General features: G+C 56.1%; 11 protein-coding genes. All 11 read left to right on the top strand.

Features of this window, described 5'->3' with window-relative positions; translation table 11 throughout:
- Positions 1-26 precede the first annotated feature (26 nt).
- The 11 genes from DFP98_RS24865 to DFP98_RS24815 all read left to right on the top strand — a co-directional run bounded on the left by DFP98_RS24865 (position 27) and on the right by DFP98_RS24815 (position 16,038).
- Positions 27-851, top strand: a complete 825-nt coding sequence (locus DFP98_RS24865) for a carbohydrate ABC transporter permease (RefSeq protein ID WP_116063331.1) — start codon at positions 27-29, stop codon at positions 849-851.
- Positions 852-861: 10 nt separating this feature from the next.
- Positions 862-3,111 carry a DUF6259 domain-containing protein gene (locus DFP98_RS24860; protein WP_116063330.1) on the top strand — a complete coding sequence of 750 codons (2,250 nt, stop codon included), beginning with the start codon at positions 862-864 and terminating at the stop codon, positions 3,109-3,111.
- Between the two features lie 67 nt (positions 3,112-3,178).
- Positions 3,179-4,171: a zinc-dependent alcohol dehydrogenase family protein gene (locus tag DFP98_RS24855; protein WP_116063329.1), complete on the top strand. Its 993-nt coding sequence runs from the start codon at positions 3,179-3,181 to the stop codon at positions 4,169-4,171.
- A gap of 43 nt (positions 4,172-4,214) precedes the next feature.
- Positions 4,215-5,918 (top strand): DUF4185 domain-containing protein, encoded by a 1,704-nt coding sequence (locus DFP98_RS24850; protein ID WP_116063328.1) that lies wholly within the window; start codon positions 4,215-4,217, stop codon positions 5,916-5,918.
- 128 nt (positions 5,919-6,046) lie between these two features.
- Positions 6,047-7,810, top strand: coding sequence for a cache domain-containing sensor histidine kinase (locus DFP98_RS24845; protein ID WP_116063327.1), 1,764 nt, complete (start codon positions 6,047-6,049; stop codon positions 7,808-7,810).
- A gap of 7 nt (positions 7,811-7,817) precedes the next feature.
- The gene (locus DFP98_RS24840; RefSeq protein WP_116063326.1) at positions 7,818-9,386 is read left to right on the top strand and encodes a response regulator transcription factor; all 1,569 of its coding nucleotides are present in this window, start codon (positions 7,818-7,820) and stop codon (positions 9,384-9,386) included.
- A 155-nt stretch (positions 9,387-9,541) separates the two neighbouring features.
- Positions 9,542-10,900 (top strand): ABC transporter substrate-binding protein, encoded by a 1,359-nt coding sequence (locus DFP98_RS24835; RefSeq protein WP_116063325.1) that lies wholly within the window; start codon positions 9,542-9,544, stop codon positions 10,898-10,900.
- A 251-nt stretch (positions 10,901-11,151) separates the two neighbouring features.
- The gene (locus DFP98_RS24830; RefSeq protein ID WP_116063324.1) at positions 11,152-12,039 is read left to right on the top strand and encodes a carbohydrate ABC transporter permease; all 888 of its coding nucleotides are present in this window, start codon (positions 11,152-11,154) and stop codon (positions 12,037-12,039) included.
- A gap of 13 nt (positions 12,040-12,052) precedes the next feature.
- Positions 12,053-12,889, top strand: coding sequence for a carbohydrate ABC transporter permease (locus DFP98_RS24825; RefSeq protein ID WP_116063323.1), 837 nt, complete (start codon positions 12,053-12,055; stop codon positions 12,887-12,889).
- 24 nt (positions 12,890-12,913) lie between these two features.
- Positions 12,914-14,956, top strand: a complete 2,043-nt coding sequence (locus DFP98_RS24820) for a glycoside hydrolase family protein (RefSeq protein WP_116063322.1) — start codon at positions 12,914-12,916, stop codon at positions 14,954-14,956.
- 164 nt (positions 14,957-15,120) lie between these two features.
- Complete coding sequence (locus tag DFP98_RS24815; RefSeq protein WP_116063321.1) at positions 15,121-16,038, top strand: AraC family transcriptional regulator; 918 nt, start codon at positions 15,121-15,123, stop codon at positions 16,036-16,038.
- The last annotated feature ends 415 nt before the right edge of the window (positions 16,039-16,453 follow it).

The following is a 16,453-nucleotide window of genomic DNA, read 5'->3' as shown; positions in this document are numbered from 1 at the left end:
GTAACCGGCGATAGGAGGAAACGGACATGAAAGGGCAAAGCCTGCTGCAAAGAACGACTCTGACGATCATCGCCGGCGCGGTCACGTTGATCGCCTTGTTTCCGCTGCTCTGGGTCATCATCGCCGGGTTTAAGGAGAAGACCGAAGTATTGTCGACGCCTTTCCGGTTTTTCCCCAAGCAGTGGATGCTTACAAACTACACCGACATTCTCGGCGATCTGGCGTTTCTGAAATCGATGGGGGTGACTTTCGGAGGCGCGATCCTGTTTGCGGTTCTGAGTCTGCTCGTCAACTCAACGGCCGCATACTCGTTCGCCAGACTGGAGTTTCGCTTCAAAGGCCTTCTCTGGATCTACGTCATCATGACGATGTTCATTCCCGGAATGGCAATTCTGCTGACTTCCTTCATCGTCGTGGACAGAATGGGAATGCTCGACACGTTCGCGGTGCTCGTTCTGCCGGGCGTCGCGTCCGCCGGACATATGTTTTTCATCCGGCAATTCTACCTCAATATCCCGCTTGCGTTGGAGGAGGCCGCGCTGATCGATGGAGCGGACCGCTTGCGCATCTTCTCAAGCATCTTCTTGCCGATGTCGTTCCCGGTCTTCGTTATCGTGGGCATCGGCTCCTATCTGGCGTTCTGGAACTCGTTCATCTGGCCGACGATGACAATTACCAATCCCGATCTGTTCCAGATCATGCAGTACTTGTACAACTTCCGTTCCGAACGCGCGACCGAGCTCGGTATGCTAATGGCAGGGTCCGCTTTGGCGGCGTTTCCGACGATCATGCTGTTCCTGATCTTCCAGAAGTACATTATTTCGGGCATCAAAATCTCGGGTTTGAAATGAGGGCGGAACGATGGAAAAGCATCCGGGTTTGATGCTCCTGAGGAACGAACGGTTGCTGGCGGGCATCGGCATGGAAGACGGGTCCGTCCGACTTCTTCGCGACGTAAGGACCGGCATCGACTACATCGCTAACGCAGCCTCCGCGGAGCCTTTCCGGCTGGAGACGGATGCGGGATTCAGCTCGGAGTTCGAAAGCTTCGAATGCAGGAGGGACGACACGGCTCCCGGAGAAGCAAGGATATCGCTGACCTGGCGAACTCGGTCGAACGTTGCCGTTCATGGCTGGGCGTCCCTTGCAGAGGGGGCTGACTCGCTGGAATTCGGCTGCTCCGCGGACAACGGCTCGGAGGAACGGCTGCTGAGCCTGGAATATCCGATTATTCCGAACCTCAAGGAGATTACGGAGGGCGGAGAGGACGATTACGTCGCGCATGCGTTTGCGACGGGGCTCAAAGTGCGCAATCCGCTGAAGCATTTCGTTCACGGCGAGACCGGCTGGCGGTATGCGCCCTACCCGGAAAGCTTCTCGGGCGCTTCGATGCAATTTTTCGCCTACTACGGCATGAACAAGGGCGGGTTATATTTTGCCGCCTTGGACGGCGAAGGCTACGCCAAATGGCTTAATTTCTATAAGAACGCCGAAGGCTTTCTGGAAGCTTCGTTCATCCACGGATGCGAGGAGATGGGGGCGGGCAAGGGAATTTATCCCGTCTATCCCGTCCGTATTTCCTTGCTGGAGGGTCGGGATTGGCATGAGGCGGCGGATTTGTACAAAGCTTGGGCGACCAAGCAGAATTGGTGCGCAAGAGGAACGCTCGCCCAGAGAAGGCGGTCGGGAGATACCGCAGCATGGCTGCACGACGAGATCGGCGCGGCTACATTCGGCATCAACGCCGGATCGGATCGTACCCTTTGGCTGCGGAAATATCGGGAGCTGATCCCGACGCCGATCTTCCACGTTCTCGGGCCGGATTGGACGAACGAGCCGCAGACGTTCTATCGGGGCTTCCCCGGGGGCTTCGACGATTGGTTCCCGACGAGGTTTCACGCGGGCAATCTCGCCTGCCTCCGGGAGATGGGAGATAAATTCGCCCCGTTCGAGTTCGATTATCTGTACCGTTTCGACGGGGCCGACGGCGAACTTGGCAGGGCGGCCGCTCAGAAAATGCCCGAGCGGATCAAGAGCATAGACGCTTATGCGTTTCCGTTCCTTTGCCCTGCGCACCCTTACACGCACGATTTTCACGTGCGCCGGGACGAGACGCTGCAACGGACGGACGATGTGGACGCGATATACTACGATATTTCGGCCAACAACATTTTGAAGGTGTGCATGGACGAGACGCACGGCCATCCGGTCGGCGCAGGCAAAGCGATCGAGGAGGCGTACCGCCGGAACTACGCCGATACGAAAGCCGCCATGGAAGCCGTGGCCGGGCAGCAAGTTCCGCTGGGGACGGAGATGATGAACGAAACGTTGCTCGGCGTGATCGATTATTACCAAGCTCGGGCGGGCGGCCAGCCCGCGGCGCCGCTGGAGGGCTGGCCGCTGCGGGAGCTGCTGAAGACGGGAGTGGCGGAGCTTATTCCGATGTTCGCTTATGTGTATCATGAGTACGGGGCGGTCAGGTTGGACGGCTGGGGGAAGCTGGTCGAGGAGATCGGGAGCCTCTACTATTTTACCGTTGCCCGGACCTATCTGTGGGGCGGCCTGTACGAGCTTAACTACGAGTACAGCCCGATGGAGGCGTTGGACGGGGCGGAAAACGCGGCGGAAGATCATTACTATCCGTTCGAGGCCCGGGGGTATGCGTTCAGTGAGGAAAGAGCCCTTTATTTGGCGATGTACGCGCGGCTGCGGACGGGGCCGGCCAACAAATACTGGGCTTACGGAACAATGTTAAAGCCGCTCGAATTCAGCTGTCCGCGTCTGCGTATGGACTGGTTCCACTACAATCATGGTACGAAATCGAAGGAGTATAACGACTCGGGGGAACTGGATGCGGACGCGATCGTCCATTCGGCTTGGCGGTATGAAAAGGAAAGCGTCGGCCTGTTTTTCGCCAATGTCGGCAAAGAAGGCCTCATCTTACGCGTGCGGATAGAACCGGAGAGGTATGGGATGAGCGGGATGGCAGCATGGGCATACGGTCAAGATGCACACCGGCCTGCGGCAATCCGACTCGATCGGCAGCCGTCCGGTGAGACCGAATTCGACGTTCCGGCCGGAAGCGTCGTTGTCGTCGAGCTGACGATTTAGACGTGGAGCGGGAGAGAGGCGGCGGTCTGAAAGCAGGAGCGATTGCGCGAGGGAGAGGAGACAACGAATGAAAGCACTGGTTATGGAAGAGCCGCGACGGGCTGTCGTCAAGGAAGTGCCGGAGCCGAAAGCGAGGCCGGGCGAGGTCGTCGTTCGCGTTTCCCGGGTCGGGATATGCGGAACGGATTTTCATATTTTCGAAGGGGAGTTTTTGTCCCCCTACCCCCTCATTCCCGGACATGAATTCTCGGGCACGATCCATGAGATCGGGGCAGGCGTCGAAGGCTTTCGCGAAGGGGACAGGGTAACGGCGGACCCGTCGCTGTTCTGCGGCAAGTGCGTCTATTGCTTGACGAATCGGGGCAACCAATGCGCCAAATGGGGAGCTCTAGGCAATACGGTCGATGGCAGCATGGCGGAACTCGTGGCGGTACCCGCCCGCAACGTTGTGAAAATCCCGGACGACATGTCTTTTGCGACTGGCGCGTTTATCGAACCGATCGCCTGCGTCGTACATGCGATGAACCGGCTTCGGCTGCAGGTCGGACAATCGGTGCTTCTGTTCGGCGCCGGAGCGATGGGCCAGCAGCTGGTTCAAGCGCTTGCCCGCGCCGGGGCGGGACGCTTGATCGTCGTCGACGTGTCGAACAACAAGCTAGAGCTTGCCCGGTCGCTCGGCGCGACGGAAACGGTGAATGCGGGCAGCCTCGAGAGCTTGTCCGGCCACAGATTTGATGTGGTTGTGGACGCGACGGGGCTGCCTGCGGTGATCGAGCTTGCCATGTCTCATCTGGGCAAGACGGCGACCTACCTGCAATTCGGCGTGACGCCTAAAGATGCGCGAATTCGGTTAAATCCGTTCGAGCTCTACCATAACGATTGGACGATTCTCGGCTCGATGGCGATCAACCATACCTTTCTGCCCGCATTCGAATGGGTGAAGGAAGGGAGGATCGCGGTGGAGCCTCTCGTGTCCAAAGTCATTTCCTTGGAGGAGACGCCGGAGTTTCTGGCTCGTCCCAAAGATCCGGAGCTATTAAAGGTTCAGATTAAGCTGTGACGGCGCGGGGAGGGTTGCCGGATCGGGGAAAGGAGGAAGCGGCATGCCGACCGGAACGTTCAGAGCGTTCGGGTTCAAGCGCAGGTGGATGGTACTGTTGGCAACAGCTTCGTTAAGCGCGCTTATTCTCGTATCTTGCGCTGAAGAGAAGGAGGAGCAGATGAATCAGCCGATCATTGCGGAGGAAAGCACCTTTTTCTCCATCGCATCCGTAGAACCCGGCGCATCCTATACGACATTCAGCGACGGCGATCTCTGGCCGGTCGCCTGGGCCGACGACGATGCGCTCTATTCGGCCAACGGGGACGGTATCGGGTTCGGTTACGAATCCGGCGGCGAATGGTCCGATATCGTCATGAACAAGATTACCGGTTCGCCCTGGAATAACGACGTAGAAGGAGAACGGCTGGCAGCCGGCGACGAAATCGGGCGAATATGGGGCGACCCGGAGCGGTACAATCGCAAACCTACAGGGATCGTCGCGGTCGGGGGAGATTTGTATTTGGCCGTACAGGATTTGAACAAGGACGAAGCCAGCGGACATATTTTCAACGAAGCTCCGGCTGCATCGATCTACAAGTCGACGGACAAAGGGAAGACCTGGACTGCAGGCGCGCAATCGCCCATGTTCAAGGATCACACGTTCACGACGGTCATGTTTCTCGATTACGGCCAAGAAGGGGCCGCCAATACGTTCGACGATTACGTCTACGCCTACGGATTGGACAATAACTGGCGGGATTCCTTCTCCGATATTGTGGAGGACCCGACGAAGCTTTATTTGGCACGGATGAAAAAGGAGAGCATTCAGGACGTCTCCGCCTGGGAGTTCTACGCAGGAAATTTGCAAGGCAAGGCGAAGTGGACGAAGCCGGGCGACCTTCAAGCGAAACGGCCGGTGCTGCAAGACGAGCGCCGTCTGTACACCGATCGGCTGACTCCGGGGCTTGGCAACCTGTCGGTCGTGTCCCAGGGCAGCATCGTCTACAACCGACCGCTCGACCGTTATCTGTATACGTCGTGGACGGAGTTTACGTTCGAGTTTTACGAAGCGCCCAAGCCGTGGGGACCGTGGAAACGCTTCTTATCGGTTGATTTCGGCGAGTACCCGTGGGTGGACAAAAAAGCCGGAGGTTACGCGACGGTTATTCCATCCAAGTACATTAGCGCCGATGGTCGCGAGATGTGGGTCGGCTCGAATACGTTCGTGGGCGGCGTGAAAAATTACAATTTCTCTCTCCGCAAGTTGAAAGTCGTTCCCTTCGTCAAGACGGAACCGGATAACGGCAAAAGCGGCGTTAACCTGGCGCTGCCGGCGAATTCCCAAGACGTCGCGCCGCTATCGAGGGCGATGTATGAAGGCGAGCTGTCACGTTTGAATGACGGGGATCGCGAAAACGCCGAAGATAGCCGCAACGGCGAGCGCAAGCCGGAGGATTGGTGGGGGTACGCGTGGTCTCGCGCCTATCATATAAATAAGGTCGTGTATTCTGCCGGCGACGCCTACGAGGGCACGGGCGGATGGTTCGATCGCGTTCGCGTGCAGGTGCGGCAGAACTTCAAGTGGGTGGACGTCCGGAATATCCGCACGACGCCTTCCTACCCAGGGAACGAATCCGCGAATCGCGACACCTATGAATTCGTCTTCGACGATACGTGGGGGGACGGGGTGCGCATCATCGGCAAGCCGGGCGGGAACGAAGCGTACACCTCGATCGCCGAACTGGAAGTGTATTACGCGGAATAGGCTTGGACCAGGGGGCCGCCGTTCCCGGAAGGAGATTCTCCGCCGGGAGCGAGCGGCATTTTTCCAATTGACTCGTCTACGTCGGAGCGCCTATGCTGTGGAAAACGGTTGCAAAGGCGGTATGAGCCATGTTCTACTCCATACGCACGCAATTAATCGCGATTATCGTCATGCTTATCGTCCCCTTCGTGCTGATGGGGTATTTTTTCTGGCAGCAGGCGGCCGACGCTTTGCGGGCTTCCATCGAGACGACGACCGTTCAGTCGATGAACCAGTACGCCGACTTCGCGGAAAGCGCGACCTCCCAAGTGATGAACGTCGCGAACCAGATTTTGCGCAGCGATGAGACGCAGGAATGGCTTCGTTCGCGAGACGAGTCGGCGGCTTCCTCGAATGCCGTGCAGCAAAATATCCGAATGAGGAAGTACTTCGATTCCGTCGTTAGCAACAGCCCTTTGATTTTGTCCGTCAACATTTTCCACGGGGGATGGGATTTGTGGAACCTGGAGGGCGACGAATATTTGCGCAGCGACTGGTACAACGATTATCGAAACGAGGGCATCCGCTGGGCGGGAGCGCATCTCGATACCCGGCAGAACGGTTCGGCCACGAATCGGCAGCGGGTGAACGCTCTGATCTATCCGTTGTCCGACCTGCTGAACCTGCGGGAGGAAGGGATTCTGAAGCTTAACGTCAGAACGTCCGCCCTGCAGGAGCCGCTCGATAAGTTGACGCTGGGGAAAACGGGAAAAGTGTTCCTGATCACCCCGAACGGGGCTCCCGTGCTTGACCAGAAGCCGGGCGAGCTTCCCGCCGCCCTTCTGGATCGCATCGGCTTCGCGGGCGGCGAGGACGATGCGGGAGCGCGCATTTATCGGGACGAGCACAGCAGCACGATCTATTTCTATCAGCGGACGGAGACGACCGGCTGGATCGTCGTTGGAGCCGTGTCGGAGACAGAGCTGTTCCAGGAAATCACGAGAGCGAGACAGAACGTCATCGCGGTCGCGGTCGTTCTATTCGTGATTGCCGTCTCATTGACGCTATGGTTCTCGTCCCGTATCGCCAATCCGATCTCCCGGATCGTGCGCTCCATGAGGTACGTCGAGGAAGGGGATTTCCTGAAAGGGAACGCCATTATGGCCAAGAAGCGGCTCCGGCAAAACGAAATCGGCTTCTTAACGGTCAATTACCTGAACATGGTCAAGAGGCTGAAATCGTATATCGAAACCGAGTACGCCCAGAATCTGAGAAGGCGCAATGCGGAATACAAAGCGCTGCTGCTGCAGATCAATCCCCATTTTCTCAACAATACGCTGGAGGTCGTCACGTCTCTGGCGGCGCAGGGAAGGAACGAAGACATCGAGCGGGTAATCAACGATCTTAGCTTGATGCTCCGATCCTCGCTTCGATTAAATACGGAATTGATTTCCGTGCGTGACGAGATGGGAACGATTCGCGCCTTCACATCGATTCTCTCCGTCTGCTACGGGAGCCGCGTTCGATTCGAGATCGTGGACGAACCTATCAGCGACGATCTGCGGATTCCAAAGCTGCTGCTGCAGCCGTTGATCGAGAACGCCGTCAAATACAGTCTCGGCATCGTCGATGTGGCCGTCGTGTCCGTGCTCGTCGCGGAGACGGCCGACGAATTGACGATCGTCATCCGGGATAACGGGCTCGGCATACCGGAAGAGGTGCTCAAGGATCTGAAGCCGGCCACTGAATCGAATTTCGCGCAGGATGTGCTTGAGATCGGCGAGAAAGGCATCGGCATTAAAAACGTGATCGCCCGCGGGCGCATGTCCTACGGTTCTCGCTTCTCCGTGGAGATCCGGACCGCCGAGCGCCAAGGTACGGAAATTAAGATGAGCATTCCCATTGCGAGGTGATCGAAGCATGTACGACATTCTGATCGCGGACGATTCCGCGGAAATTCGCAAAGGCTTGATGCTGAAGCTCAAGTGGGAGGATTACGGTTTTCGCGCGGCGGCGGAAGCGGCCGATGGTGCAGAGGCTTTGGCCGTGTTGCAGGAACGGAGGTATCCGGTTCTGATCACGGACATCCGGATGCCTGTCATGGACGGACTCGAGCTGCTTCGGGAATGCGCGATCCGCTTTCCCGGGACGAAGACGATCGTCCTCTCCGCCTACGACGATTTCCCGCTCGTTCAGACGGCAATACGCAAGGGCGCGAAAGACTATCTCCTTAAGCCGGTTATCAAGACGGAGCTGATCGCCGCGCTGGTTTCCTTAAAGCGCGAATTGGATGCCGAGAAAGAACGGACAATCGCGCAGCTCTCCAGAGGGGAGCTCCCGGAATCGGAGGCGGCATCCCGGATTCGCGCTTACGGATTGGCCGAATGGGCGCTCGCCGAACAGCCTGTGAGATTCGCGGTCGCCGAGATGCGCATTCCCGAAGCGAGAGCTCCGGGAGGCGCGCAGAGCGGCGATTCGTTCAAGGAAGCTTACAGGCTGCTGATGACCGAGATCGCTTCGCAATGGGGGAGCCATGTCGAGACGTTCGGGGAGAAGGAGCGGCCGGATCGGATGTTTTTCGTCGTTCACTCGGATCCGTCCGTTACGAGGAATGACGGGGACGGGCGGCAAGACGGCCTGCTCGGCCGATTTCTGGCTGACGTCAGGGAGAAGGTCGTCCGGTATTTGCGCGTCGAGCTGGCGATCGGCGTCGGCCACCCCGTCTCCGGTTACCGGAATTGGAGCGCCGGGCTGGCTTCGAGCTTGCTCGCCCTAAGCCGAAGCAAGTCGGATAAAGTGTCGCAGACGATTTACGGCGACGATCCCGATGAGGACAACGAGCTTTCGTTCGCGATTCTGCGCAGATTCTGTCTGGCTGTAGAGAACGCGGACGAGGGCGAGGCGCTTCAAACGCTCAAGGAAATTTCCGAAGCCGGCAAGCGCTCGTCCGTACAGGCCTTCTCCTTCTTCCTCGTGCAGCTTGGCCTTAGGATGGGCGAAATTATCCGCAAGTACGATCTGAAGAATCTCGATCCGCTTCGCCTTCTCTGGCCGTACATCAATTCCGCTTGGGATTGCGATGCGATTGACCGGATCGTGCGAGACATCCGGGAGATGACTCTGCAAGCCGTCGCGTCGTTGAAGGGCTTGAAAGGCAAGGGGCGCGAGGACACGATCGAAGCGATCCGCAAGTATATGCACGAGAATTACGGCGAGGAATTGACGTTGTCCGCGATCGCGGAGCAATTCCATTACAATGTCGCTTATTTGTCCGATTCGTTCCATAAGTCGACGGGGAGTACGTTCAGCGATTATTTGCTTGGCATCCGCATGGATCGGGCATCGAGGCTGCTTCAGGAGAGCGATCTGAAAATCGTTAACGTATCCGAGCTTACCGGTTTCTCCAGTCCGGCTTATTTCAGCAATGTTTTTAAAGGCTACTACGGTATGGGGCCCAACGAATACCGCAAAAAACGGGCGCATACCTAACGGAACGCGGGGGTCTGTAGCGCCAAGTGCCGCAAGCTGAGTTCCCTGCCAAAAATATTACAACTCAACGCCCAAAACGGCTGCATTTCGGGCTCGCCTCCGTCGTGTTATCCTGTAGGCGTGTTCATCAATACACACTAAAGGCGGGATAAAAAATGCTCAGATGGCGAAGAACGGCGGTTATGTTGCTCATTGTTTGCATGGGGGTCGCCCCGCTGTCGGCCTGCTCCTCGAAGACGAACTCGGGCGATAACGGTTCGGCCTCTCCGAGCGTTAGCGCGAGCGAGAGTCAGGGAGAAAGCCAAGGGGACGGCAAGAAAGTAGAGATCAAATATTGGAGGCACGACTTCGCGCCCGAAGTGGCCACGCTGAAGAAAATGATCCAGGCGTTCGAGAAAGAAAATCCGACGATCAAAGTCAAAATGGAAGTGATTCCTTACGGCGATTACGAGACGAAAATCCGTACGGCGCTTGCGGCGGGCAACCCTCCGGACGTTATCGGGCTGGACGGGCCGACGCTGGCCGCTTACGCCCATCAGGAAGCGGTCATTCCGCTCGACAAGTACATGGAGATCGACGGGAACAAAGAGGATATCGCGGCGCCCGTGTTGGAGAGCTTGACGTACAAGGGGCAGATTTACGCGGCTCCCCTGAACGACGCAAGCATTGCGATGTTTTACAATAAAAAGCTGTTTGAGAAAAACGGCGTCGAGCTTCCCTCCAAAAATCCGAACGAACCATGGACTTGGGAGCAGGTGCTGCAGGCGGCGCAAAAAATCAACGATCCGAAAAATAAAATTTACGGCATCGATCCGGGATGGGGCTTGGGGGAGGGAGAAGGCTCGACGTTCGTCAAGCTGCCTTTCATCTGGCAAGCCGGCGGCGAAATCCTAAGTCCCGACGGAACCGAGGTCAAAGGCTATCTCGATTCGCCTGAATCGAAAAAGGCGCTGTCGTTCTTCGCGTCCCTCTATAACGAATACAAAGTAGCGCCCAAGGAGACGCCGCCGGAAGCGTTCGAAACCGGAAAGCTGGGTATCATCGTCAACGGACCGTGGGCGATCTCGGGCTTCGCATCCTCGCACCCCGAATTCAAGCTGGGCGAGGATTGGGATATCGCGCCGCTATGGAAGGACGCCAAGCAAGTGACGCCTAACGGAAGCTGGAACATGGCGATCACCAAAGGCTCCAAGCATCCCGACGAAGCGTGGAAATTCGTTAACTGGGTCACCGGCGTCGAGGGCGCGAAGATGTGGTACCAGGAAACGAAAAACCTCCCGGCCCGACTCTCCACCGCGAGCGCGATCCCGGAGCTGACCGAATATCCAATGAACATTTTCGTGGAGCAATCCAGCAAGTTCGCTCACCCAAGGCCGGTAACTCCAGCCTATCCGGTCATCACGACTTCGATCTCGAAGCTGTTCGCGGATCTCGGAGTCGCAAACCGGAACGTGGACGATGCGGTGAACGAAGCCGTCGCGACGATCGATAAGGCGCTGCAGAAGTATAAATAAAGCCGAAAAAGGGGCTGATCTATAAGCAGAGTTGCTGGAGATGATCGATATGTAAAGAAAGGTGTATGTACCTCCCGGAGACTGCCTTATACGCTCCTGAAATTACATTATTACGGGTTTACCAATTCAGTTTTCAGGAGCGTATAGCATCGGAGGGAGGTACATATACCTTGCACCTTTATCATCGATTATCTTTCAGAGCAACTTGAAGTGCTTACGAGGCAGCCCCCTTCTTCGCGGAGGCGATCACTATGAAGCTTCAATCGGCATTCGGCAAGCGGGAAGAGCGAGCGGCTTGGCTGTTTATTTTGCCGGCGTCGATCGCACTGCTCCTGTTCACCTTCTACCCGATGATCAATGCGTTCGTCATCAGCTTTAAAGACTATAGCCTGATCAATCCCGACTCTTCGTTCGTCGGACTGGACAATTACCGCAGCCTGATGTCGGACCCGAAATTCCTCGGCAGCCTTCGGCATTCCTTTCACTTCGCGATTGTCGTCATTCCCGTGCAGACGGCCGTCGCGTTGGGGATGGCCTTGCTGGTATATCGGACCTCCTGGGTGTCGGGCTTGTTCCGAACGACGTTCTTCATGCCTGTCGTGATCGCGATGGGCGTCGCCTCGACGTTGTTCAAAATTATTTACAACCAGGATTACGGTCTGCTGAACAGCGTGCTCGGCTTCTTCGGCCTCGGGCCGATCTCGTTCTTGTCGGACGCGAGTCTGGCGATGTATGGCATAATGCTGCTGGGCATGTGGAAGTCGGCCGGTTTTTTTATGATTATTTTCGTAGCGGGGCTAAACGGTATTCCGGGTGATCTCTACGAAGCGGCGGAAGTCGAAGGAGCGACGCGGATACGGAAATTCGTCCATATCACGCTGCCGCTTCTGCGCCGAACAATGACGTTCGTCGTGATCATCACGACAATGGACGCGTTAAAAATTTTCGTGCCGGTACAATTGGTCACGGGAGGCGGTCCGGCGGATTCGACGACGACTTCTGTCCTGTTCATCTACGAAACGGCTTTTCAACAGATGGAGATGGGGTACGGCACCGCGGCGGCGTTCATTCTGTTCGTGATCGTCATGTGCATCTCCGTCGTGCAGTTGCGTCTGTTCCGATCCAATGTGGAGTATTGAGGAGGGGATGGCGTTGGAGCGCATAGGACGTCTCTTGAAATGGATAGTGATGATTGCGCTCGCCATCGTCTCCCTGCTTCCGATTTTCTGGATGTTCATGGGGGCGTTAAGGCCGAGGCAAGAGCTGTTTCAATACGTATCGCTGGAGTGGCATCTGTTTATTCCGGTCGAATGGACGCTGCAAAATTTCGTCGATATTTTCTCCGACGAGTCCAAGCCGTTGGGCCGCTTTATCGGCAACACGCTGTTTGTGGCCGTTCTGGTTACCCTGCTGTCGCTTCTCTTCAACTCGATGGCCGCATTCGCTTTCTCTAAGCTGAAGTTTCGCGGACGCAACGTCATTTTCGCCATCTTCCTGTCCGCTCTTGTCATTCCCGGCGAAGTGACGATGGTTCCGACGTATTTGCTCGTCCATGCGTTCGGGTGGATCGACAGCTTCAGAGCCCTTGTCATTCCGGGGGCGGTATCGGTGTTCAGCATCTTCCTGCTCGTGCAGTTTTTCTCCGACGTTCCGGGAGAATTGCTGGAAGCGGGCAAGATCGACGGCGCGTCGTGGTTGGGCATCTACGCGAGAATCGTGTTGCCGGCCATGATTCCGGCGCTGATTACGATGGGACTCATTACGTTCCTCGGGCAATGGGACGCATACTTGTGGCCGCTTATCGTCATTAACGACGAGACGAAGCAGATGCTTCAGGTGGCCATCGCGACATTCACTAACCTTCAGGCGACGGAGTGGGGGAAGATTCTGGCGGCGGATACGGTCGCTTCCGTTCCGATTCTGATCCTGTTTCTGTTCCTGCAAAAATATTATGTTCGGTCCATCGTGAGCTCGGGCATTAAAGGCTGAGCCGGATGGCGGAAGGAGCACGCGATGAGCGCTATACGGGAGATCGTGAGATTGGACGGGGTTTTCAAGGAATACGTCGGATCGTTGACCTGCGATTGGCTAGGCGGCGTCAGGCCGAGCATCGAGGTGACCTATCCGAGAGACGGAGTGGCTAAAGTCGATATCCGTATCCCGTTGGATCGGGACGTCAGGCAGGACGATTGGCGGATCGAGGTTCGTCCGGCGTTCGCTCCGACGTTTCGCTGGGCGCCGCACCTCGCCCCGACGGACGGGCACGTAATCGACCAGCATGCTTTCCGCGCTCCCGCGCTGATCGTGCATGACGGCAGAAGGAAGCTCGCCGTCGTCCCGGATTTGGACGCGCTGGCGAAGGCCGGGGACGGCGCGGAGGCCGATTCGCCCCGGTGGTACATGGATCTCGATGCGCCGGCTAACGTGCTGACCGCGGGGCTGTGCGCAACGTCCGTGAAGGAGCACGTGCTGTTCGTTCGGGAGCCGGGGGCTCTATTCGTCAAGGGTCAAGTCGAGTTCGGCTTCTATTTGTTTGCGACGGAGGAGCCCGAGGCGATCGACAACCCGTGGCGAGACTTGCTCGCTTTCTTCTGGGAAAGGTGGGGCCTTCCGCTTTACGCGCAAGGGCAACCTGTCGGCGGGGAGCTTGAGCCTTATGTGCGTCGAGCCTATCAGTGGGCTTTCAAGGAGTGGGGCGCGGCGGTATGGCAGGAGTTCGAACTGGCCGGCAAGGAGGTCGGCGCTCCGGCTTTTATCGTAAATGTGACCCAGAGCCCGAATTATCCCGGGCCTTATAGCGAGAGAGAGGTCCTCTCGGTATGGAATCAGGCGTGGTTCAGCTCCCTTCGCTCGGCTCACGGTTTATTCCGTTACGGAAAGTTGACCGGCGAGGCGGTCTGGATCGAGAGGGCGAATAAAATCAAGGAGCTCGCGCTGTCCGCTCCGCGCTGCGGCGGAGGCTTTTTCCCCGCGGTCGTAGCGACGGAGATGGAGGAGGTAGAGATCGACGGCCGTCGATGCCGCCGGTCCAAAGGGTGGTCGACTCTCTATTGGGGCAATTCCGACCGCAATCCGTTCGGGCTCGGCATCCGCGAAGCGCCTCTTCATATCCTCGACATGAGCTGGACGGCGCTGCTGATGCTGCGTTGGCACGCGGAGCTGGAGAGCGACGAGAGGCTCGTAGATTATGCCCGGACGTATGCGGATTCGCTGCTGGGCTTGCAGGACGAGCGCGGGTATTTCCCGGGATGGATCGACGCGGAAAGCTTCCAGCCGTGCGGCGTGCTCGATCAATCGCCGGAGACGTCGCTATCGGTTACTCTGCTGCTTGAGCTGAGCGCGTTGACGGGGGAGCAGCGGTATGCGGAAGCCGCCTATCGCGCTATGGACGCGGTATGCGAGGAGATTGTGCCGGAAGGACGCTGGGAGGACTTCGAGACGTATTGGTCCTGCTGCCGTTGGGGGCGGGAGTGGCTGGGTCGTCCGATCGAGAGGAACGGCATGTACAAGCAGTGCAACTTCTCAATGTATTGGACGGCGGAAGCGCTGCTCGCCTGTTATCGGTCGACGGGACGGGAGGCGTACTTGCGAATCGGAAGGCGCTGCTTGGACGAACTGCTGATGACGCAGGCAGCTTGGCAGCCTCCGTACATCCACGTGCCGACGTTAGGCGGCTTCGGCGTAATGAATGCGGACGGAGAATGGAACGACGCCCGGCAAAGTCTGTTCGCCGACTTGATCGTCGCTTACGGCATGGAACTGGGCGTCGACGAATACAAGGAACGAGGCGTTGCGGCCATGCGCGCATCGTTCGCGCTCATGTACTGCCCCGAGAACGCCGAGGTCAAGCGGAGGTGGGAGGAGGCGTGGCCGTTCCTGAACGAGCGGGATTACGGCTTCATGATGGAGAACTACGGCCACGGCGGAAGAACGAGCCCGGTCCGCGATCCGATGGGCGAGTTCACGATCTTCGACTGGGGCAACGGCGCCGCCGCCGAAGGGTATTTGCGGATGCGCGAGCGGTTCGGGGAAGCGCTTCTGCCGGGGAAATCATAATACTTGGCTGTCGGGCATGGCGCCCCGGCAGCTTTTTTTCTACCTATCAACCAGTTAACCTGACGGACTTGGACAGAGACCTCTCTACAAGGGAGGTATTTGTTAAATGCTTCACGAATATTAAACGACATTATCAGAAATAGCCGAGAGGACCCGTCACAGTAATGAATAAAAACAACTACATTGATCGAATTAACAAGGTTATGGCTTTCATAGAAAACAATTTAAGCGACAGGTTGACTCTCGACATGATGGCAGAAGCGGCCCACTTTTCAAAATATCATTTTTCCAGAGTTTTTACAGCCATGGTAGGGATGACGCCTATAGCGTACCTGACAAAAGCGAGGTTAGACAAATCCATATCCTATCTGGCCGATGCCGATCGATCAATTCTCGAAATCTCCAATTTGTGCGGTTTTGAATCGGCCTCGAATTTTAATTTTGCATTTAAAAAGCAATTTAATAAGACGCCAAGTGAATATAGAAAAGCTGTAAGCAAAGATAGCAATATTTCTTTGTTTTTTGGCAATAAGCAAGAGGAACAATCAAATCCTTCTCATTATGATAAAAGTGTTACCAACAACTTTTTGAGGAGGCTTTGGCAAATGAATATTTCAATCGAAGAATTGCCGGAGTACGAGATTGCTTACGTAAGACATGTTGGCAGTTATTTAGATACGCATATCGCATGGAGGAAATTGGGGGAATGGACAGCCAAGCATCGATTGTATCCGCCGAATCAGTATTTCATTGGAATTTCTTTAGATGATCCGAATACGACAGAGGAAAACGAATGCCGATATGACGCCTGTGTGACATTGCCGCAATCGTTCGTCAAAGAAAACCATGGCGATGTTCAATTTAGGAAGCTGCCCGGAGGTCTGTATGGGCTGTACCGCTTTTACGATACGATCGATAAACTAGGGATTGCTTATCAAAGTATTTTCGGTCAATGGCTCCCAAATAGCGAATTCGATCCGGATGAACGAGATTGTCTGGAGTTCTGTATGAATAATCCTTTTGAAGATCCGGAAGGGAAAGCTAAAGTCGATTTATATGTTCCTATTAGAGCCAGGGAATAACCGCAAGGAGTTTCCTTATCCATCATCCCAGAGTAATTAGAGAATTTATCTTATATGGAATAGAGCGTGGCTGGGATGGAGAAAGCATTATGGAGTTCAAAGACGGACTAGATGTTTTAGAGACAAAAGGGTTGGACATAGCATGGTTAAGGTCATAACGCAATTTGTTATGTGAGGTGAATCATGGGAGTAAGACAAAATAGCAGGCGGAACAAATTAAGCGGAAAATCCGCGCTAATTTCGTCAAGAGGACCGATTATGGGGATTTAGGATGGAAAATCCGCCTTAATTTTCCCGAAAAGGGAGAATCACGAAATTAACTCCACAGCCCCCTAATTCAGTTGGAGTCCTCCACCACGAAAATGTACACTTAGTACATGAGGAGGATGAGCGCAGTGGGAAAAATGTCTGAACA

The organism is Cohnella phaseoli, from assembly GCF_003386235.1.
Classification (GTDB): Bacteria; Bacillota; Bacilli; order Paenibacillales; family Paenibacillaceae; genus Cohnella; species Cohnella phaseoli.
Note: the sequence above shows the minus strand (reverse complement) of the source record. Positions and strands in the feature narration are given on the sequence as shown.

Excerpts from the sequence above, each read along its gene's own strand:
- DFP98_RS24820 (WP_116063322.1), top strand. The coding sequence starts at position 12,914 with ATGAGCGCTATACGGGAGATCGTGAGATTGGACGGGGTTTTCAAGGAA.
- DFP98_RS24830 (WP_116063324.1), top strand. The coding sequence starts at position 11,152 with ATGAAGCTTCAATCGGCATTCGGCAAGCGGGAAGAGCGAGCGGCTTGG.
- DFP98_RS24860 (WP_116063330.1), top strand. The coding sequence starts at position 862 with ATGGAAAAGCATCCGGGTTTGATGCTCCTGAGGAACGAACGGTTGCTG.
- DFP98_RS24845 (WP_116063327.1), top strand. The coding sequence starts at position 6,047 with ATGTTCTACTCCATACGCACGCAATTAATCGCGATTATCGTCATGCTT.
- DFP98_RS24835 (WP_116063325.1), top strand. The coding sequence starts at position 9,542 with ATGCTCAGATGGCGAAGAACGGCGGTTATGTTGCTCATTGTTTGCATG.
- DFP98_RS24865 (WP_116063331.1), top strand. The coding sequence starts at position 27 with ATGAAAGGGCAAAGCCTGCTGCAAAGAACGACTCTGACGATCATCGCC.
- DFP98_RS24850 (WP_116063328.1), top strand. The coding sequence starts at position 4,215 with ATGCCGACCGGAACGTTCAGAGCGTTCGGGTTCAAGCGCAGGTGGATG.
- DFP98_RS24855 (WP_116063329.1), top strand. The coding sequence starts at position 3,179 with ATGAAAGCACTGGTTATGGAAGAGCCGCGACGGGCTGTCGTCAAGGAA.
- DFP98_RS24840 (WP_116063326.1), top strand. The coding sequence starts at position 7,818 with ATGTACGACATTCTGATCGCGGACGATTCCGCGGAAATTCGCAAAGGC.
- DFP98_RS24815 (WP_116063321.1), top strand. The coding sequence starts at position 15,121 with ATGAATAAAAACAACTACATTGATCGAATTAACAAGGTTATGGCTTTC.